This is a genomic window from Mycobacterium sp., assembly GCF_036273375.1.
Lineage (GTDB): Bacteria > Actinomycetota > Actinomycetes > Mycobacteriales > Mycobacteriaceae > Mycobacterium.
This window is the reverse complement of the sequence record NZ_DASUHS010000209.1, coordinates 24,828-45,087: the sequence shown is the minus strand read 5'-3', so window position 1 is coordinate 45,087 and position 20,260 is coordinate 24,828. Positions and strand designations below refer to the sequence as shown.

Annotated in this window: 14 protein-coding genes and 1 tRNA gene; 10 read left to right on the top strand and 5 right to left on the bottom strand. The window is 65.0% G+C overall.

Annotated features, from left to right (window positions below):
• Entirely contained in the window at positions 1 to 1,437 is a 1,437-nt protein-coding gene (gene rpsA, locus VFW69_RS18945) for a 30S ribosomal protein S1 (RefSeq protein ID WP_526503408.1), read from the bottom strand.
• Between the two features lie 266 nt (positions 1,438 to 1,703).
• Entirely contained in the window at positions 1,704 to 4,364 is a 2,661-nt protein-coding gene (polA, locus tag VFW69_RS18940) for a DNA polymerase I (RefSeq protein WP_526503430.1), read from the bottom strand.
• Positions 4,365 to 4,528: 164 nt separating this feature from the next.
• Here polA and VFW69_RS18935 point away from each other — a divergent pair, with 164 nt between their 5' ends.
• Both VFW69_RS18935 and VFW69_RS18930 read left to right on the top strand, forming a co-directional pair.
• Positions 4,529 to 4,972 (top strand): Zn-ribbon domain-containing OB-fold protein, encoded by a 444-nt coding sequence (locus tag VFW69_RS18935; RefSeq protein WP_526503406.1) that lies wholly within the window; start codon positions 4,529 to 4,531, stop codon positions 4,970 to 4,972.
• The gene (locus VFW69_RS18930; protein WP_526503404.1) at positions 4,969 to 6,171 is read left to right on the top strand and encodes a lipid-transfer protein; all 1,203 of its coding nucleotides are present in this window, start codon (positions 4,969 to 4,971) and stop codon (positions 6,169 to 6,171) included. The genes VFW69_RS18935 and VFW69_RS18930 overlap by 4 nt, the downstream gene beginning before the upstream one ends.
• A gap of 109 nt (positions 6,172 to 6,280) precedes the next feature.
• Here VFW69_RS18930 and VFW69_RS18925 read toward each other — a convergent pair whose 3' ends face one another.
• Positions 6,281 to 6,898 (bottom strand): two-component system response regulator PdtaR, encoded by a 618-nt coding sequence (locus tag VFW69_RS18925; RefSeq protein ID WP_526503402.1) that lies wholly within the window; start codon positions 6,896 to 6,898, stop codon positions 6,281 to 6,283.
• A 112-nt stretch (positions 6,899 to 7,010) separates the two neighbouring features.
• Here VFW69_RS18925 and VFW69_RS18920 point away from each other — a divergent pair.
• From VFW69_RS18920 to cydC, 8 genes are all read left to right on the top strand, one after another.
• A tRNA-Leu gene (locus VFW69_RS18920) sits at positions 7,011 to 7,087 on the top strand.
• Positions 7,088 to 7,588: 501 nt separating this feature from the next.
• Entirely contained in the window at positions 7,589 to 9,043 is a 1,455-nt protein-coding gene (locus tag VFW69_RS18915) for an alkaline phosphatase family protein (protein WP_526503400.1), read from the top strand.
• An 805-nt stretch (positions 9,044 to 9,848) separates the two neighbouring features.
• Complete coding sequence (locus tag VFW69_RS18910) at positions 9,849 to 11,180, top strand: adenylate/guanylate cyclase domain-containing protein (protein ID WP_526503398.1); 1,332 nt, start codon at positions 9,849 to 9,851, stop codon at positions 11,178 to 11,180.
• Positions 11,181 to 11,207: 27 nt separating this feature from the next.
• Entirely contained in the window at positions 11,208 to 11,813 is a 606-nt protein-coding gene (locus VFW69_RS18905; protein WP_526503396.1) for an HdeD family acid-resistance protein, read from the top strand.
• A gap of 88 nt (positions 11,814 to 11,901) precedes the next feature.
• The gene (locus VFW69_RS18900) at positions 11,902 to 13,374 is read left to right on the top strand and encodes a cytochrome ubiquinol oxidase subunit I (protein ID WP_526503394.1); all 1,473 of its coding nucleotides are present in this window, start codon (positions 11,902 to 11,904) and stop codon (positions 13,372 to 13,374) included.
• Between the two features lie 34 nt (positions 13,375 to 13,408).
• Positions 13,409 to 14,449 (top strand): cytochrome d ubiquinol oxidase subunit II, encoded by a 1,041-nt coding sequence (gene cydB, locus VFW69_RS18895; RefSeq protein WP_526503392.1) that lies wholly within the window; start codon positions 13,409 to 13,411, stop codon positions 14,447 to 14,449.
• Positions 14,450 to 14,511: 62 nt separating this feature from the next.
• On the top strand, positions 14,512 to 16,125 hold the full coding sequence (gene cydD, locus VFW69_RS18890) for a thiol reductant ABC exporter subunit CydD (RefSeq protein ID WP_526503428.1): 1,614 nt from the start codon (positions 14,512 to 14,514) through the stop codon (positions 16,123 to 16,125).
• The gene (gene cydC, locus VFW69_RS18885) at positions 16,112 to 17,857 is read left to right on the top strand and encodes a thiol reductant ABC exporter subunit CydC (protein WP_526503390.1); all 1,746 of its coding nucleotides are present in this window, start codon (positions 16,112 to 16,114) and stop codon (positions 17,855 to 17,857) included. Before cydD ends, cydC begins: the two co-directional genes overlap by 14 nt.
• Here the strand turns inward: cydC and VFW69_RS18880 are convergent.
• Together VFW69_RS18880 and VFW69_RS18875 are read right to left on the bottom strand one after the other, a co-directional pair.
• Positions 17,804 to 19,204 (bottom strand): phosphatidylglycerol lysyltransferase domain-containing protein, encoded by a 1,401-nt coding sequence (locus tag VFW69_RS18880; RefSeq protein WP_526503388.1) that lies wholly within the window; start codon positions 19,202 to 19,204, stop codon positions 17,804 to 17,806. The genes cydC and VFW69_RS18880 overlap by 54 nt on opposite strands.
• 126 nt (positions 19,205 to 19,330) lie before the next feature.
• The gene (locus tag VFW69_RS18875; RefSeq protein ID WP_526503386.1) at positions 19,331 to 20,248 is read right to left on the bottom strand and encodes an acyl-CoA thioesterase II; all 918 of its coding nucleotides are present in this window, start codon (positions 20,246 to 20,248) and stop codon (positions 19,331 to 19,333) included.
• Positions 20,249 to 20,260 lie beyond the last annotated feature (12 nt).

Below are 20,260 nucleotides of genomic sequence, written 5' to 3'. Positions count from 1 at the left end.
TCACGCGTTGCCGGCGAGTTTCTCCCGCAGAGCGGCCAATTGGGCATCGCTGGCCAGCGATCCGCCCGCCTTCTCCGGAGGAGCACCGTTGCCCGGCGACTGCTCGGGGTGCCCGGCGGCCTCGGCGGCGGCGAACTTCTCCATCTGCGTGGTGTGCATCTTGTGCCGGCGCTCGGCCTCGGCGTAGCGCGCCTCCCACTCGGTGCGCTGCTTGTCGAATCCCTCGAGCCATTCGTTGGTCTCGGAGTCGAAGCCCTCGGGGAAGATGTAGTTGCCCTGCTCGTCGTAGCTGTCGGCCATGCCGTACTTCGCCGGGTCGAACTCGTCGGTGTAGTCCTCGTTGGCCTGCTTGAGCGACAGCGAGATCCGGCGGCGCTCCAGGTCGATGTCGATGACCTTGACCATTGCGTCGTCGCCGACGGCAACCACCTGGTCGGGGACCTCGACGTGGCGCTCGGCCAATTCGGAGATGTGCACCAGGCCTTCGATGCCCTCCTCGACACGCACGAACGCACCGAACGGAACCAGCTTGGTGACCTTCCCGGGCACGATCTGGCCGATGGCGTGGGTACGGGCGAAGTGACGCCACGGGTCTTCCTGAGTCGCCTTGAGTGACAACGAAACCCGCTCGCGGTCCATGTCGACGTCGAGCACCTCCACGGTGACCTCGTCACCGACCTGGACGACCTCGGACGGGTGGTCGATGTGCTTCCAACTCAGCTCGGAAACGTGCACCAGACCGTCCACACCGCCGAGGTCGACGAATGCACCGAAGTTGACGATGGAGGAGACGACACCCTTGCGGATGGCGCCCTTCTGCAGCTGGTTGAGGAACTCGCTGCGCACCTCGGACTGGGTCTGCTCCAGCCACGCGCGCCGCGACAGCACCACGTTGTTGCGGTTCTTGTCGAGCTCGATGATCTTGGCCTCGATCTCCTTGCCGATGTACGGCTGCAGATCGCGCACCCGTCGCATCTCCACCAGCGAGGCGGGCAGGAAGCCGCGCAACCCGATGTCGAGGATCAGGCCACCCTTGACCACTTCGATGACGGTGCCCTTGACGGCCTCGTCCTTCTCCTTGAGCGCCTCGATGGTGCCCCAGGCGCGCTCGTACTGCGCGCGCTTCTTGGAGAGAATCAGGCGACCCTCTTTGTCCTCCTTGGTGAGGACCAGGGCTTCGACCTCATCACCGACGGAAACGACCTCATTGGGGTCGACATCGTGCTTGATGGAGAGTTCGCGGGCGGGGATGACCCCTTCGGTCTTGTAGCCGATATCGAGGAGCACCTCGTCCCGGTCCACTTTGACGATCGTGCCTTCGACGATGTCGCCATCGTTGAAATATTTGATCGTTTTGTCTATTGCGGCGAGAAAGTCCTCGCTCGAGCCAATGTCGTTGACGGCTACTTGCGGCGAGGTGACGGCGGGACTCGGCATGTTGTTGGGTTGCTCCGGACAGGTTTGGTCGTAGGGACAATTGGGATTTACCTGTCGAGGCTACTCGACTGTGCACATGCTGGCCAAACGCAGTGCCGACTGTTCGGGCCGAACGGTTGCCCGAATGTGACGCCACGGCGCATTTTCAGGCGGTTTTCGCCGTGACGTGTCCCCTGCAAGCGAGCGGTACCGCCGGCTCGGGGACCGTTATTGAGCAGCCGATACGCCTCGGCGGCCTCCGTGCGCCACACCGTCCGGATCGCCGCCTAATGCGCGGCGGAGTCCCATGAGCGGCCGTAACCCACCGAGACTTCGAGCGGGACGTCGAGCGGATAGGCGCAGCCCATCTTGTCGCGTACCAACGCCTCCAGCTGTTCTCGCTCGCCGGACGCGACCTCGAACAGCAGCTCGTCGTGCACCTGCAGCAATATCCGCGAGGAAAGACCGGCGTCTGCGATCGCCTTGTCGAGCTCGAGCATCGCCACCTTGATGATGTCGGCCGCGCTGCCCTGAATCGGCGCGTTGAGCGCCGCGCGCTCGGCGGCTTCGCGCACCTGACGGTTGCTGCTGTCAAGTTCCGGGAGGTAGCGCCGGCGGCCGAAGACCGTTGACGTGTAACCGTCCTTGCGGGCCTGGTCCACGACGTCCATCAGGTAGTCACGCACCCCGCCGAACCGGGCGAAGTATTGCTCCATCTGGTCTTTGGCTTCTTCGGTGGAGATTTTCAGCTGGGCGGACAGTCCGTAGGCGCTCAATCCGTAGGCGAGGCCATAGGACATCGCCTTGACCCGCCGGCGCAACTCGGCGGTGACCTCTTCGATCGGCACACCGAATGCCCGCGAGGCGACGAATGAGTGCAGGTCCTCCCCGGTGTTGAACGCCTCAATGAGACCCGCGTCCTTGGACAGGTGCGCCATGATCCGCATCTCGATCTGGCTGTAGTCGGCCGTCATCAGCTCGCTGTAGCCATCGCCGACGACGAACGCATCGCGAATCCGCCGGCCCGCCTCGGTGCGGATCGGAATGTTCTGCAGATTCGGCTCGGTCGACGACAATCTGCCCGTCGCGGCGATGGTTTGGTTGAACGTGGTGTGGATGCGCCCATCCGAGGCCACCGAGTTCAGCAACCCGTCGACGGTGACTTTGAGCCGGGTGGCATCGCGGTGGGCCAGTAGATGCTGCAGGAACGGATGGCCGGTCTTGTCGAAAAGCGATTGCAGGGCATCCGCGTCGGTGGTGTAGCCGGTTTTGGTGCGCTTGGTCTTCGGCATCTCCAGCTCGTCGAAGAGTACCGCCTGCAACTGTTTTGGCGAGCCCAGGTTGATCTGCTTGCCGATCACCGCATACGCCGCCTCGGCCGCGTCGCGGATCAGGTGGGCAAAATCGCTCTGCAGCTCGTTGAGCAGGTCCAAATCGACTGCGATACCGGCGTTTTCCATCCCCGCCAGCACCGCCTGCACCGGCAGCTCCATGCCGCTCAACAGCGAGGTGGAGTTGATGCGGGCCAACTCTTCGTCGAGCGCTTCGGCCAGATCCAGCACCGCCACGGCGCGCAAGATCAGCGTCTGCACCGCCTGGTCGTCGGTGCCCTCGGTATCATCGAGCAGCGAAAGCTGTTGCTGTTCAGGGTTTTCGGCGCGTAGTTCGCGGCGCAGGTAGCGCAGCGAAAGGTCGTCGAGGGAGAAGCTGCGCTGCCCCGGGCGCACCAAATAGGCCGCCAGCGCGGTGTCGGAGGTGACGCCGGCCAGCGTCCAGCCCCGTCCGGCCAGGTCGTGCATCGCCAGCTTGGCTTCGTGCAGCGCCTTGGGCGGGCCGGGGTCGGCCAGCCAAGACGCCAGCGCCGCTTCGTCTTCGGGATCCAGCGTCGCGGTGTCGATGTAGCGGCCCTCGCCGTCGGCGGAGACGATTGCCAGCGCGGTGGCGTCGGCGTCGTAGGCCAGGTGGGTACCGACGACGGCGAGGCCGAACCGCTTTCCCGAGCTGTGCTCGGCCAACCACACGGCCAGCTCGCCGGCTTGCAGCGCGCCGCCGCGCACGTCGAAACCCTCGTCCACCTCGGGCTCCACCGCGGCCAGCGTTTCGAACAACCGGTCCCGCAACACCCGGAACTCCAAGTCGTCGAAGAGCCGGTGAATCTGGTCGCGATCCCACGGCTGCAGCCGCAACGTGTCCGGGGTTTGGGACAACGGCACGTCCTTGACGAGATCGGTCAGCTCGCGGTTGCGGATGACGCTGGCCAGATGTTCGCGCAGCGCGTCACCCACCTTGCCGCGCACCGAGTCGACGTTGTCCACCAGCGCCTGCAGCGACCCGTATTCGCCGATCCACTTGGAGGCGGTCTTCTCCCCCACGCCGGGGATGCCGGGCAGATTGTCGCTGGGATCGCCGCGCAGGGCGGCGAAGTCGGGGTACTGCGTGGGCGTCAGCCCGTACTTCTCGACGACGGCATCCGGGGTGAACCGGGTCAACTCGCTGACCCCCTTGCGCGGATACAGCACCGTCACGTTGTCGCTGACCAACTGCAACGAGTCGCGGTCGCCGGTGACCACCAGCACCCGGTAGCCCTCGTTTTCGGCCTGCGTGGCCAGGGTCGCGATCAGGTCGTCCGCCTCGAACCCCTCCTCGGCGAGCACGGTGATCCCCAGTGCCGCGAGGACTTCCTTGGTGATGTCGATCTGGCCGCGAAACTCGTCCGGCGTTGCCGACCGGTTCGCCTTGTACTCCGGGTAGCGCTCGGAGCGGAACGTCCGCCGGGACACGTCGAACGCCGCGGCGATATGGGTCGGGGCTTCGTCGCGCAGCAGGTTGATCAGCATGGCGGTGAAGCCGTAGACCGCGTTGGTGGTAAGCCCGCCGCGGGTTTTGAAGTTTTCGGCGGGCAGCGCATAGAACGCCCGAAACGCCAGCGAATTGCCGTCCAGCAGCATCAGCGTCGGCGCGGTTTGTTCCTCGCTGGCCTTCGTAGTGGTTTTCGTGGCGGGCACGGGTCTCACTCTAAGCACCCGGTGTGACGGGCCAGGCGCCCCAGCCGTGCCACCAGGAGAACTGCAACACGTTTCAGTTTTGGGTTTGAGCTGGGTAGTCTGGCCCAGTGCCAGAGGTCACCAGTCATGAACCCGCGATCGACGGGTGGTTCGCCACCGATGACGCCGGAAATCCCCATCTGATCGGCAGCAAGTGCCCCGAATGCGGCACCTACGTCTTCCCGCCGCGAGAGAACAACTGCCCCAACCCTGCCTGCGCCAGCGATGCCCTAGAGTCCGTAGCTTTGTCGACCCGGGGAACGCTGTGGAGCTACACCGAAAACCGGTACCCGCCACCCGCGCCCTACCCGGTGGCCGACCCGTTTGAGCCGTTCGCCATCGCCGCGGTGGAGTTGGCCCACGAGGGAATCATCGTACTCGGCAAGGTGGTCGAGGGCACGCTCGCGGCGGACCTGAAAGTCGGCATCGAGATGGAGCTGACCACCATGACCCTGTTCACCGACGACAACGGCGTCGAACGCCTCGTGCACGCGTGGAAGGTGGCCTCATGAGCGCTCCGGAACCGCTCTACATCCTAGGCGCCGGGATGCACCCCTGGGGCAAATGGGGCCGCGACTTCACCGAATACGGCGTGGTCGCCGCGCGCGCCGCGCTCGCCGAGGCCGGGCTGGACTGGCAGCAGATCCAGTTGGTCGCGGGCGCCGACACCATCCGCAACGGCTACCCGGGCTTCATCGCGGGGTCGACGTTCGCTCAGAAGCTCGGCTGGAACGGCGTGCCGGTCAGCTCGAGCTACGCCGCCTGCGCCAGCGGTTCGCAGGCGCTGCAGAGCGCCCGCGCTCACATCCTGGCCGGCTTCTGCGACGTCGCGCTGGTCATCGGCGCCGACACCACGCCGAAGGGCGCGTTCGCCCCGGTCGGCGGTGAGCGCAAGAACGACCCCGACTGGCAGCGCTTTCACCTCATCGGTGCGATGAACCCGGTGTATTTCGCGCTGCTCGCGCGCCGGCGGATGGACCTCTACGGCGCCACCTCCGAGGACTTCGCTGCGGTGAAGGTGAAGAATTCCCAGCACGGCCTGCAGAACCCGAATGCCCGCTACCGCAAGGAATCTTCGGTCGAGGACGTGCTGGCCAGTCCGGTGGTCTCCGACCCGCTACGGCAGCTCGACATCTGCGCCACCTCCGACGGTGCCGCGGCGCTGATCGTGGCCAGCGCCGAGTTCGCCCGCAAGCACCTCGGCTCGCTCGACGGCGTGCCATCGGTGCGTGCGGTCAGCACGGTCACCCCCCGCTATCCGCAGCACCTGCCCGAATTGCCTGATATCGCAACGGATTCCACCGCTGCCGTGGCTGCACCGGAGCGGGTGTTCAAGGATCAGATCCTCGACGCGGCCTACGCCGAGGCGGGCATCGGGCCCGAGGACGTGAGCCTGGCCGAGGTCTACGACCTGTCCACCGCGCTGGAACTCGACTGGTACGAGCACCTGGGCCTATGCGCCAAGGGTGAAGCCGAGGAGCTGCTGCGCAGCGGCGCGACCACGATCGGCGGCAGGGTCCCGGTCAACCCGTCGGGCGGGCTGGCGTGCTTCGGCGAGGCCATTCCCGCCCAGGCGATCGCCCAGGTCTGCGAGTTGACCTGGCAGCTGCGGGGCCAGGCCACCGGCCGGCAGGTCGAGAACGCCAAAGTCGGCGTCACCGCCAACCAAGGCCTGTTCGGGCACGGCTCGTCGGTGATCGTCGCGCGTTAAGGTCTACCGCCGCTGGCATTGTGCAACCACGGCTTTCAGTGTGCGACCACGGTGGCTGGCGTCGGCGTGTCTGCACCACCAGCTCACACTGGACGCCGTGGGTTCACACTCACGCGTCTTTGGACGGATCCAAGGTCTCCAGGACGACTTCGGCCACCCGCTTCATCGTGGTCCTGCGGTCCATCGCGGCCCGTTGAATCCACTTGAAGGCCTCGGGCTCGGTCATGCCCTGTTCGCTCTGCAGCAGCCCCTTCGCGCGCTCCACGAGCTTGCGGGTCTCCAGCCGGTCGGACAGCGAAGCCACCTCGCGTTCGAGCTCGGCGATCTCACTGAAGCGGCTGACGGCCAATTCGATGGCCGGGATGAGGTCGCTGATGGTGAATGGCTTGACCAGATAGGCCATCGCGCCGGCGTCCCGCGCCCGCTCCACCAAGTCGCGTTGGCTGAAGGCGGTCAACACCACAATCGGGGCGATCCGCTTGCTGGCTATCTCCGAGGCCGCGTCGAGGCCGTCGCGTCGCGGCATCTTCACATCCATGATCACCAGATCCGGCTGATGGCGCTCGGCCAGTTCGACGGCTTCCTGTCCGTCGCCGGCCTCCCCGACGATCTCGTAACCCTCCTCTCGGAGCATCTCGGCGAGATCCATTCGGATGAGCGCTTCGTCTTCAGCGATCAGGACCCGGCGCGGCACAGCGGCGTCGGTGTCGGTCGTGGGGCCTGTCATGACGGATATTGTGTCGTGAACGCCTCAGGCCAGCCACCTCGGGGGCGGTGGGACAGGTGAGCACTCCTGATCCTCTATGGTGGGAGGCTGCCTCTAAGGTAAGAGGCCGCATGCCCTCGTATCCCAACTGGCAGAGGAAACGGATTCAAAACCCGTCCAGTGTGAGTTCGAATCTCACCGAGGGCACCAGGAAAGACCAGCTCAGTCGGCGTTTTCAAGCCTGGTCCCGCCCGCAAAATCGGCTAGTCCGCAGCAGCGTCGAAAACGTCCGCGACTCCGGATCTGATTCTTAATGTCGCCCCTCAGAGCGGCATCGCCGCGTCACGCATTACCCCCGCTTAAGGCCTGCTTTCACGCGGAATCAGGGTCGCACATACACCATTCCGCCGATAATCGCTTCACCAACTCGGTCACCGAATGGCAACTGCTGGATATCAATTCGCGCAAGAACATAGGAGTTCAGCGTGACATAGCTCACGATCGACGGAGCAAATTCGCGGCACCTTAACGCAGAGGTGGTACCTGATGTTGTGTCGGCTTGGTCGTGTGGCTGGTGCCGCCGGGGCTGCCCTGCTGGTGCTGTCAGCGTTCACTGCGCCGAAAGCGTCCGCCGCCGTCGTGATGAGCCCGAATCTGTTGATGAATCCGGGTGCCGAATTCGGCGATCCGTCTCTGTCGGCATACAGTTCGGTGTCCATCCCGGCGTGGACCGTGACCGGCACACCCACCGTGATCAAGTATGGCACCATGCGCCGGCTGCCGTGGCCGCTCGGGTCGCCGGGGCCGACTCTCCCAGCGGCCCTGGGATTTCCACGGTCGCAGAACGGACCCCCCGACGGCGCCGTGCAATTCTTCGGCGGTGGAAACGTGGCCACATCAACGCTCACCCAATTCGTCGATCTGTCCAGTGCGGCACCGCAAATCGACACCGGCACAGTGCCATACAGCCTGAGCGGATGGCTCGGAGGCTTCCTTGAAGACCCGTCCGAAGCCTCGGTCACTGTCACTTTCGTTGCCGCCGACCACCAATCCCCGCTGGGCGCCGGCAAGATCGGTCCGGTCACTGTGCTGGATCGCCGCTTGAAAACGGCGCTTCTGCAACGTGATACCGCCGGGATGATTCCCCGGGGAACCCGCAGCGCGAGCGTGGTCGTGACCCTCAAAGACAGAAACCCGGTAATCGGCAACTACAACAACGCCTACGCCGACAATCTCTCGTTCACGGTCGGCACCCCGCTGCCTCCCCCGCCGCCGCCGACACCACCGACGTCGAAAGTCGGCCCCCTGGACCACGTATTCATGATTTATCTAGAGAACCATGGCGTAAAAGATATCGTCGGCAGCCGCAATGCGCCATACACCAACGGCCTCATCAACAACTACGGATATGGCGAAAACTACTACGCGCAAACCCATCCGAGCCTTCCGAACTACTACCCGATCCTCGGTGGATCCGATTTCGGCTTCAACTACAACTGCGAGTTGGACTGCTTCGACCAACCCAACCTGGCCGACAACGTCGAGAGGGCGGGCAAGGGGTGGGCCTCCTACGAGCAATCGATGCCCACACCGTGTTCCACGCAGTCCTCGGGCCCCTACAGCCCCGGCGAACTACCGTTTCTGGCCTTCCACGACATAGTCGCCAACACCGCTCGCTGCCAGGCACACGTGCTGCCACTGGAGCGGATGGCCACGGATCTCGCCACGGCCGCCACCACTCCGAACTATGTGTGGTGGGCTGCGGACGAAAACCACAACATGGAAGGCCCGGTCAACCTTGAGTTCATCCTCAGCCTGCTGACGAATCATCAATACAACATCAAGTCTGGCGACCAGTTCCTCGCGGCCACACTGCCCACGATCCTGAACTCGCCCGCATTCCAGACGCAACGCAGCGCCATCTTCATCACCTGGGACGAGGACTACAACAACCTGTCACTAGGCATCGGCAACGAAGGCAACCACGTCCCCATGATTGTCATCCCGTCACCGAATTCCGGTATGCGACAGGGCCACATCGTTGCAGCCAAGTACAATAACCACTACAGCCTGCTCCGCACGATCGAAGACTCCCTGCAACTTCCCCGACTCACAAACAATGACAAATTCGCCCAGCCGATGAACGAATATTGGCAGGTGGGCTAGAGCGGCCCCGTCACCCAATGCGACGGCTAGCCCTGCCGCCCCCCGCCCACCGGTCAGCGCTGACCAAATCACGACGGCATCGCATGCGAGCCGCGCCAACCGGGATGACGCCCCAGCGCGCGATTGAATCCGCTCTGGGCTATTTGACAAACCCCGATGTAAGTAATCGTGCAAGATTGGGTGGTAGCAATTTTTTCACGTTTTGCCCGCGGTAGTTATTTCGCCGGGCGGAAAAATGGTCCTCCACGCCCACCGCGCCATCCGAAGATGCCGACATCGGCACCGGTTATCGAATAGTGACCATTCGCAGGCGCAATTTGGCGCGTCGTTAGGTGGAGTCGCCGGTGTCCTCTCATACGCTTTGACGCATGTCGCCGCGGTGCAGGGGTGATCGCGTCGGCTGCCAAAGATTGGAGAACGGAAGTGTCACATTTACAGCAAGCCATTTTTGTGGCGTTGGCGCTGCTGGCCCCGATCTGTGCGGCGAAACAGCCGATCGCGTGGTTTGCTCGGTGGCGCGCAATGAAAAAGAGCCGGTTGCGGCCCAAGCGCCGAGAACACCTCCGGCCCATCGCAGATGTCAGGCCCAGCGCCCGATCGGTTGCTCGCAGGCCTCGCCCGGAATCGCTGCGGCGAAAATCCGATTTGGTCGGAATCCGGCCTGTTGGCGACTCGGTGCGGTATGCCAAACGGCGATCTCCGATGGCGAGCTAGTACCGGGATTCACCCGGCCGGGTGGTCTGCTCATTCCCGATTTTTCCTAAGACAGCCGACAAGCCGCTGCTCAGCGGTTAGGCTTACACCCGTGGCGGCCAGGAAATGTGGTGCCCCACCAAGGCGCCTAGACGGCTCGTTGGAGCGCCCGGACTGCGTGGCCGCGGCGCGCGCTCAGTCACGCGACCGCAATCAGCACTATGCCGACAGCGCCGCACGCCAGTATCGAGTGCTCACGATCGCTGCCTGGCTGGCGGTCGTAGTGAGCACCAATTTCGTCGTGCTGCAGGTGGTCACTGGTGCCTGGATATGGCAGATGCTTCTCCTCAACGTCGTCTCGGCCTTGATCTTCGCGGGCGTGCCGTGGCTGCACCGCTTCGGTGATCTGGTTGCGCCGCTGACCTTTATCGGCGCGGCCTACGTCACCGTCTCTGCCAGCTGTTGGGATGCGGGCACATCATCGGGCTCCCAATATTTCTTGGTGGTGGGTGCCTGCCTGGTGGTGTTGCTGCTGGGCCTTGAACACATCGTCTTGGCCGCAAGCCTGGCGGCGATCGCCGCCGGCCTCGTCATCGGGTTGGAATTTCTCGTTCCCCGCGATACTGGTCTGGTGCCGGCGTGGGCACAGTCCATGATGTTCATCGTCACCATCATCTCCGCCTGCGTCATGGTGTTCATCACAGTCTGGTACGCGCTGCGCGACACGCAGCGTGCCGAGACGGTGATGGAAGCCGAGTTCCAGCGGTCGGAGGCGCTGCTGGCCAACATGTTGCCGGGCAGCATCGCCGAGCGTCTCAAGAGCGCCGACCGAAACGTCATCGCCGACAAGTACGACGAGGCCTCGGTCTTGTTCGCCGACATCGTCGGCTTTACCGAACGTGCCAGCAGCACAGCGCCGGCCGACCTGGTGCAGTTCCTGGACCGGCTGTACAGCGCCTTCGACGAGTTGGTCGACAAGCACGGCCTGGAGAAGATCAAGGTCAGCGGAGACTCCTACATGGTGGTCAGCGGCGTCCCGCGGCCGCGGCCGGATCACGCCTTCGCCTTGGCCGATTTCGCGATTGATATGGCCAATGTTGCTGCTGCACTGGATGATCCGCATGGCCAGGCCGTCCCCTTAAGGATGGGCATGGCCAGCGGACCCGTCGTGGCCGGCGTCGTGGGTTCGCGCCGGTTCTTCTACGACGTGTGGGGCGACGCGGTTAACGTCGCGTCGCGGATGGAGGCCACCGATTCGGTGGGCCGAATCCAAGTGCCCGAGGCGATGTACGAACGCCTCAAACACGACTTCGTTTTGCAAGAGCGCGGCCGCATCGAAATCAAGGGCAAAGGCGTTATGCGCACCTGGTATCTAATCGGCCGCAGGGCAGGCGAAGAACCCACCGACCTGCGTGCCGAGGATCCACGCACGGTCCACGTCTGACCAAGGTCCCTGTACCGCGGCGCACGTTTGTGCCAGACTGCGGCCATGACTATCTCCCCTGGCTCTCCTGGAACCCACCCTGTTCCGAGCTTGCTGCCGCATCTGTGGAAATCCGCTCTGCTGTCGGGAATTCTGTCGCTTGTCCTCGGTGTCCTGGTGTTGGCGTGGCCGGGAATTTCCATCCTGGTCGCCGCCGTCGCGTTCGGCGTTTATCTACTGATTACCGGTATCGCGCAGGTCGTCTTTGCGTTCTCACTTCATGTCTCGGCGGGAAGCCGGATCCTGCTGTTCATCAGTGGCGCAGCCTCGTTGATTCTGGCGTTGCTGGCTTTCCGCCATTTTGGTCAGGGATACGCAATCCTGCTGCTGGCCATCTGGATTGGCATCGGGTTCATCTTCCGCGGTGTCGCAACAACGATTTCGGCGATCAGCGACCCGCACCTACCGGGACGAGGCTGGAACATCTTCGTCGGCGCGATCAGCCTGCTCGCCGGCATCGTCGTCCTGGCCTCGCCGTTCCAATCCATCGTCACCCTGACCATCGTGGTCGGCGCGTGGTTCGTGGTCATCGGCGTGTTCGAGATCGTTTCGTCGTTCGGAATCCGCAAGGCGTCCAGGACCCTCGCCGGCTGAGGAGGCCGCAGGTAGCGCTGGCGCCGACTCATCTACTACACTCTGTCGTAGCCGTTGATCGGCCCTCCGCAGTCTCGGGAGATGACAGATGAATGTCGTCGATATTTCGCGGTGGCAGTTCGGTATCACTACCGTCTACCACTTCATCTTCGTGCCGCTCACCATCGGTTTGGCGCCCCTGATCGCCATCATGCAAACGGTGTGGGTGGCCACCGGTAATACCGCCTGGTACCGACTGACCAAGTTCTTCGGCAAGCTGTTCCTGATCAACTTCGCCATCGGCGTGGCGACCGGGATCGTCCAAGAATTTCAGTTCGGGATGAACTGGTCGGAGTACTCGAAGTTCGTCGGCGACATCTTCGGTGCGCCCCTGGCGATGGAGGGCTTGTTCGCTTTCTTCTTCGAGTCCACATTCATCGGGTTGTGGATCTTCGGCTGGAGCAGACTGCCGAAACTGATACACCTTGCCTGCATCTGGATCGTTGCGTTCGGCGTCAACGCGTCGGCGTTCTTCATCATCGCGGCGAACTCGTTCATGCAGCACCCGGTCGGCGCGCACTACAACCCGGCGACGCGACGCGCCGAGCTGGACGACATCTTCGCCCTGCTGTCCAATAACACTGCGCAAGCGGCGTTTTCACACACCGTGACCGGGGCGCTGCTGGTCGCGGGCACGTTCGTCGCCGCAGTCAGCGCTTGGTGGATGGTGCGCTCACGCCCGCCCGGGTCGGCCAGGCCCGAAGCACAAATCGATGCCCGCACCGTGTTTCGCCCGGCGGCCATCCTGGGCTGCGGCGTGGTGCTGCTCGCCACTGTCGGCCTGTTCTTCACCGGTGACCGTCAGGGCAAGCTGATGTTCGTGCAGCAGCCGATGAAGATGGCCTCGGCCGAGGCGTTGTGTCATACGCAGACCGACCCCGATTTCTCCGTGCTGACGATCGGAACGCACAACAACTGCGGCAGCGTTGCCGAAGTCATCAAGGTGCACTACGTGCTGCCGTTCCTGGCCGAGGGCAAGTTCAGCGGCGTGACGCTGCGCGGGGTCGACGAGTTGCAACAGGAGTACCAGCAGCGCTTCGGACCCGACGACTATCGGCCGAACCTGTTCGTCACGTACTGGTCCTTCCGGGCGATGATCGGATTCCTGGTGATCCCAGTGTTGTTCGCCCTGACCGTACTTTGGGTTACCCGCGGCGGGCGAACACCCGAGAGCCGCTGGATGTCCTGGTTCGCGCTGCTCACCATTCCCACGCCGTTTCTCGCCAACATTTCGGGGTGGGTATTCACCGAGATGGGCCGCCAGCCATGGGTGGTGGCACCCAATCCCACTGGGGACCAATCGATTCGGATGACGGTCCGCGAAGGGGTGTCGAATCACGTGCCCGGCATGGTTATCACCTCGCTGGTGACCTTCACCCTCGTCTACGCGGTGCTCGCGGTCCTCTGGTTCTTCTTGCTCAAGCGCTACGTCGTCGAAGGGCCGCTGGAACACGACGCGGAACCCGCTCCCCCACAGGCGCCCAGCGATGACGAGGTGGCACCTCTGTCCTTCGCGTACTGACGAGGGCTTACCGACACCGAAAGGAGTTGAGACGGTGGGACTGCAGGAGTTGTGGTTCGGCATCATCGCAGTGCTGTTCCTGGGATTCTTCATCCTCGAGGGCTTCGACTTCGGCGTGGGCATGTTGATGGAGCCGTTCGCACGCATCGGCATCGGTGAGCCCGAACCGCTGCGCCGCACGGCGCTCAACACCATCGGACCGGTGTGGGACGGTAACGAGGTTTGGCTGATCGTCGGTGGCGCGGCCATGTTCGCCGCCTTCCCCGGCTGGTACGCCACCGTGTTCTCCACGCTTTACCTGCCACTGTTGGCGATCCTGTTCGGCATGATCGTGCGCGCGGTGGCGATCGAGTGGCGCGGCAAGATCGATGACACCAGATGGCGCGGCTGGGCCGACGTCGGCATCGCGGCCGGGTCGTGGCTGCCGGCCGTCTTGTGGGGTGTTGCGTTCGCCATCCTGGTGCGTGGACTCCCGGTAGAGGCGAACGGCCACATTCACCTCTCGATCACCGATGTGCTCAACGCCTACACGGTGCTGGGCGGCTTGGCCACCGCCGGGTTGTTCTTGTTCTACGGAGCGACGTTCGTCGCGTTGAAGACCTCCGGCGCAATCCGCGACGACGCGTACCGATTCGGCGTCTGGTTATCGCTTCCCGTCACCGGACTGGTTGCGGCCTTTGGACTTTGGACGCAGCTGGCTCATGGCAAGGGCTGGAGCTGGTTGGTGCTGGCCGTTGCGGTGGCGGCGCAACTGGCGGCAGTGCTGCTGGTGTGGCGGCGCGCCTCCGACGGCTGGGCGTTCACCTGCGTCGCACTGGTGGTCGCGGCCGTCGTGATCCTTCTCTTCGCCTCGCTGTATCCGAACCTGGTGCCCTCCACGCTGGACAAGCAATGGAGCCTGACCATCTACAACGCCTCCTCCACCCACTACACCCTCAAAGTGATGACGTGGGTGACGGCGTTCATGGCTCCGCTGACGGTGATCTACCAAGCCTGGTCGTATTGGATATTCCGGCAACGGATCTCGGCCGACCGGATACCCGCGCCCGTCGGCCTGGCAAGGCGCGCGTCCTGAGCGGTACGGAACGTACCAGCCGGGCGCCCCTGGACCCGAGACTGTGGCGGGCGTCGGCGGCTCTGCGCCGCTACCTGGTCGCCGTGGTGGGCTGCGGCGTGCTGATCTCCGGCTGCGCGATCGGCTCGGCGATCGTCTTGGCGAGCATCGTCGCCCGCGCCGTCGGGGACCCCGCCGCCCGGAGCTTGCACGCTTTTTTGGCTCCGCTGTCGATCCTGTTGGCGCTTTGGCTAGTCCGCGCGTTGGTGCATTGGCTTCAGGCCCGGTTGGGGCAACGCGGAGCCAGCGCGGTCATCGCCGATCTGTCCGGGCAGGTGCTTGCCACGGTGACCGCCAGGCAACCCAGTGAACTCGCGAAGCAACGCGACTCCGCCGTCGTCGTGGTCACCCGCGGGCTGGATGGCTTACGCCCCTATTTCACCGGCTACCTGCCGACGTTGCTGCTGGCCGCGATCCTGACCCCGGCCACCGTCGCCGTGATAGCGGCCTACGACCTGAAATCGGCGGTGGTCGTGGCGATCACGCTGCCACTGATACCGATCTTCATGGTGCTGATCGGACTCGCAACCGCTGACCGGTCGGCCGCGGCGCTGGCCGCGATGACGACGCTGCACGCCCGGTTGCTGGACCTGATCGCCGGCATCCCCACCCTGCGCGCGCTGGGGCGCAGCTCCGGGCCCGAGCACCGCATCGCCGAACTGGCTGCCGCGCACCGCCGTTCGGCCATGGCGACGCTGCGGATCGCCTTCTTGTCGGCCTTGGTGCTGGAACTGTTGGCCACGCTCGGGGTGGCGTTGATCGCCGTCGGGATAGGCCTTCGACTGGTGTTCGGCGAGATGCCCCTGACCACCGGTTTGACGGTCCTGCTACTGGCGCCGGACGTCTACTGGCCGCTGCGCCGCATCGGGGTGGAATTTCACGCCGCGCAGGACGGCAGGACCGCCGCCGGAGCGGCGTTCGCCCTCATCGGCGAGCCGATCGCGTCGAAGGCCAGGACTCAGACGGTCACCGCGCGCGGCGCGCGGATTCGCCTCGAGCATCTGAGAGTGGACGGCCGCGACGGCCAGGCGCCGCGCGATCTGAGCGCGGTCATCGAACCCGGGTCGGTTACGGTGCTGACCGGACGCAACGGTGCCGGCAAGAGCACCACCCTGCAGGCGATCGCCGGCATCAGCGCGCCCTCGTCGGGCCGGGTCGTCGTGGACGGCGTCGACGTCGCCGACCTGGAGCCGACCCGATGGTGGGCGCAGCTGTCCTGGCTTCCGCAACGCCCGGTGCTCGTGCCGGGCACCGTCGCTGAAAACCTGAGGCTGCTCGGGAACCTCGAAGACGCCGAAAAGGCTTGTGCCGATGCCGGGTTCGACGCGGTATTGGCCGAGCTGCCCGATGCGGGCAGCACCGCGCTCGGGCGCGGCGGTGTCGGGTTGTCACTGGGACAACGACAACGGCTGGGTCTGGCCCGGGCGCTCGGGTCGACGGCCGCCGTGCTGTTGCTCGACGAGCCGACGGCGCACCTTGATGCAGCCACCGAGGAACGCGTCTTGCGGGCCGTCGTCGAGCGGGCGCGGGCCGGTGCGACCGTGATCGTCGTCGGCCACCGTGCGCCCGTGCTGGCCATCGGCGACCAGGTCATCGAAGTCGTCGCCGAGCGGGGGGTGCGTTATGCACCGGCCTGATTCAGCGTCGCGTCGCCGCGCTGGGCTCCTGCTGGCCGCCGCCGACCTGCTGCGCCCGCGGCTGCCCCGCGTGCTGGCGGCGATTGGGCTCGGCGTGCTCTCGCTAAGCAGTGCACTGGCCTTGGCCGGGGTTTCGGCATGGCTGATCACCCGGGCCTGGCAGATGCCGCCCGTGCTGGACCTGTCGGTGGCGGCGGTCGCGGTTCGCATGTTCGCGATCTCGCGGGGTGTGCTGCACTACTGCGAACGACTGGCCACCCACGACACGGCCCTGCGCGCGGCCGCCACCGCGCGGGTACAGATCTACCAGCGGCTGGCGCGCGGACCGGCGGCGGCCTCCATCCGGTTGCACAGCGGTGAACTGGTGGCCCGGGTCGGCGCTGACGTCGACGAGCTGGCCAACGTCCTGGTGCGCGCCCTGGTGCCGATCGGCGTCGCAATGGTGCTCGCGCTGGCGGCAACTGCGGTCGTCGGTGCCATCTCACCGTCGGCGGCCGTCGTGCTCGCCATCTGCCTGCTGATCGCCGGGTTTGTCGCTCCCCGGCTCGCAGGTCGCGCCGCCGCTACGCAGGAAGACCTTGCCCGGCAGCATCATTCGGGGCGTGACACGTCGGCCATGATCGCCCTCGAACACGCGTCCGAGCTCCGGGTGGCCGGTCTGCTTCCCGATATCATCGCCGAATCACAACGCCGCCAACGCGCTTGGGGCGATGCGCTGGACGCCGCGGCCAAGCCGGCCGCCATTGCCGAGGCGATGCCCACCGCGGCGATCGGGGCCAGCGTGCTGGGCGCGGTGGTGTCCGGGATTGGGTTGGCGCACGCGGTCGCGCCCACCACGCTGGCCGTGCTGATGCTGCTTCCGTTGTCGGCCTTCGAGGCGATGACGCCGTTGCCGGCCGCCGCCGTTCAACTGACCCGGTCGCGGATCGTCGCGCGCCGACTGCTCGAACTGAGCCCGCCCGGGCCCGGGAACGCGACGGCGAGCGCGCCCACTCGCTCGGGGGCTCCTCCCGCGTGCGCGGAATTGTCCGCGGACGTGCGTTCGGGTCACGACGATGCGGCACGCTCGACCCGCATCAAGGTGGACCTGGCGCCGGGCGCGCGGCTGGGCGTCACCGGTGCCAGCGGCTCCGGGAAGACGACCCTGCTGATGACGCTGGCCGGCCTGCTGCCGCCACTGGACGGGCGGGTGAGGCTGGACGATACCGACGTGAGCGAGTTCGACGAAGGCGATTTGCGCGGCGCGATCGGCTTTTTCGCCGAAGACGCCCATATCTTTGCCACCACCATTCGCGACAACCTGTTGGTCGCGCGGGGAGACTGCCCCGACGACGAATTGACGGCAGCACTGGAAGCGGTCGGCCTGCACGCGTGGATCGCCGGTCTGCCCGACGGTTTGTCCACGGTGCTCACCGGTGGGGCGCAAGCCCTTTCGGCCGGCCAGCGCAGAAGGCTATTGCTCGCCCGGGCGGTGATCTCGCCCGCGGGGATCGTGCTGCTCGACGAGCCCACCGAACACCTCGATGCCACCGACGCGGAACAGATTTTGCGAGGTCTGTTGGACCCGCACTCGGGGTTGATTTCTCCCCAGCGGACGGTGGTGGTGGCGACTCACCATCTGCCCGAGGGGCTGGGCTGTCGGCAATTAGACCTCGATGACAAGCAGACGCAGGCGCACTCAGAGGTGTCGCCGGCGCGGCATGAACTCCAGCGACAACAGCACGAACAATAACGGGATGATCTGCATCATGGAGATAACCGCGTAGCGCCGGGCGCCAAGGGCATGCCACTTGCGTAGATACCGGTACAACGACTCGAGGGCGATCAACGGATCGAGAACGTGGGTCAACCGATAGAAGACGCGCTGGGTCCAGCCGCGGTTCTTGTCGTCGAAAATCTCGGGGAACGCGGCGAATGCAAGCGATACCCGCTGCGCCCCAGTCTCTTTGCCCGCCATGATCATGTCGACACTGAGCCGCTCGTCAAGTCCGTTGGGGGCACTGCGCCGGCGCCACGGCACGTCGAGGGTGATGTCACTACCCGCGCCCGCCGTGGCGTACCGGTGAAACGCCTGCACGGTGCCCGCTTTGTCCCTCGCGATGATCAGCTGGATTCCGGGGAATCGGCCTTCCAGGACGCCGTCGAGGTTCATGTGGAATCCGCGGTCGGCGTGGGCCCCCTTGGATGACTCCCGCACCACCTCGGTCAGTTCGCCCAGCAGCTTGTCGTCGAGTTCCTGCTCGGCCACGATTTCGGTTGTCACACCGCAGTTGTGGGTGCGTTGCACCGCTTGACGCAGGTTGCGGAACTTGCGGCCCACCATATCGAAGCCGGGCACGTCGACCACTACATCGCGGCCAATCGGTATGGGCCGCAACGATTGTCCCAGTATCGTCGAATCGTTCCACAGGCTCAGCCGCCGCTCGCCACACCCCACCACGGCGATGCGCCATCCGTGGGTGTGGCAGGTAGCGGCGAAATCGGCTACCAGTTCCGGGAAGTGCGCCTCATCACCGATCGGGTCACCGCCGACCACGGCGATTCCCATCCGTGTCCGGTAAGCCAGCGCCGCGGTGCCGTCGGGGGTGAAGTGATAGCTCTTGCCGGTCTGCATGGCGAACGGCGCGATCGCGTCGCCGCCGGTCGAGTTGACCAACTTCCACACCCGCGGCAGATCACCGGGCCGAGGATATGAGGGCGTCGGCCACATCAACACCATGCCCGAGCCGGCGATCACCATGTCGCCAAACAGATCGAAAGACAGCACATGCAGGCCCAGCCCGACCAGCACGAAAAGGGCGGCAGCGATGGCATGCATCGTCGTCACGGGCCGACCCAGGAAGATGCCGCGAGCCATCCAGGCCACCGCCACCAGCACGGTCAGCGACCAGGCCAACCGGTCGGTGTAGTCCCAGCTCGGCTGGGTGTGGTGCCGGGCGAGTATCCCGATGAACCAGCATGCGGCGCAGAACAGCGCCAGAGCACCGATCAAGCGGGCCGCGAGTGAATCGACCGACACGACAACGCGTTCGCGCGCGCGGGTTCTTGCCACCGTGACGTCCACCACTGGCCCGTTCACAATCACCTCCCGATGCGCCGACACCTTGTCTGCACCGAAATACCCGGATAGGTCAAAGCTACGCCCGGAGATGACCGTTTCGGGGCCGAATTCGACGGGAAGATTCCCCGGCTATTCGGTCACGGTTTAACGGCCCGAAGAAGGGAAGTATTTGAGCACGCCCTCTTGCACCACCGTGGCCAGCGGTTGCCCGGACCGATCGAAGAAGTGCCCGGTGCCCAGCCCGCGCGAATCGGCTGCTACCGGCGACGATGTGGAGTACAACACCCAGTCGTTGAAGTTGACCTGCCGGTGAAACCAAATGGAATGATTGGCCGACGCGGCGAATATACGGTCGAATCCCCAGGAAAGACCGTGCGTTGTGATTACCGAGTCCAATACCGTGGTGTCCGACGAATACACCATTGTTGCCGTGTGCAATAAGGGGTCGTCGGGAAGGTCGCCCAGGGCCTTGACCCAGACCCGATTGTGCGGGAGCCGGTCGCCCTTCGTGCGCATCACCCATGCCGGGTCGTTGGTGTAACGCCATTCGATGGGCTGCAGTGCATTGACGAAGTGCGGAACCGTCTCCTCGTAGCCACGCAACAGTTCGCCGATCGTGGGCTGCGTGTGCGGCTCGGCCACCTCCGGCGGCTCGACGCCGTGTTCCAGGCCGCGGCCGCCGGCCATGTAGGAGATCAGCGCCGAGGACAGCAGCGTGCCGGATTGCATCGCGTCGACGCGCCGATTGGCGAAGCGGCGCTCGTCGCGCAGCCGGGTCACGTGGAATTCGATGTCCTTGCCGGTGTCGCCCCCGTTGATGAAGTGCACCGACAGCGCGCTCGGCGGCAGGTCGTCGCGAAGCAGGCTGCGACTGCTCGCGACGAACGACTGCGACATCAGCTGGCCACCGAAGGTCCGCATCGGGTTCTTGCTCGGATGCGAGCCGATGAACAGGCCGTCGTCGACACGATCGAGGTCGAGTGTCGCCAGCAGCTCCGCGAAATCCGAATGGGTCTGTGTCGCGGCTTCTTCTGGCTCTTCAGACTCACAGCCGGCCGCCACACCTTCTCCTCT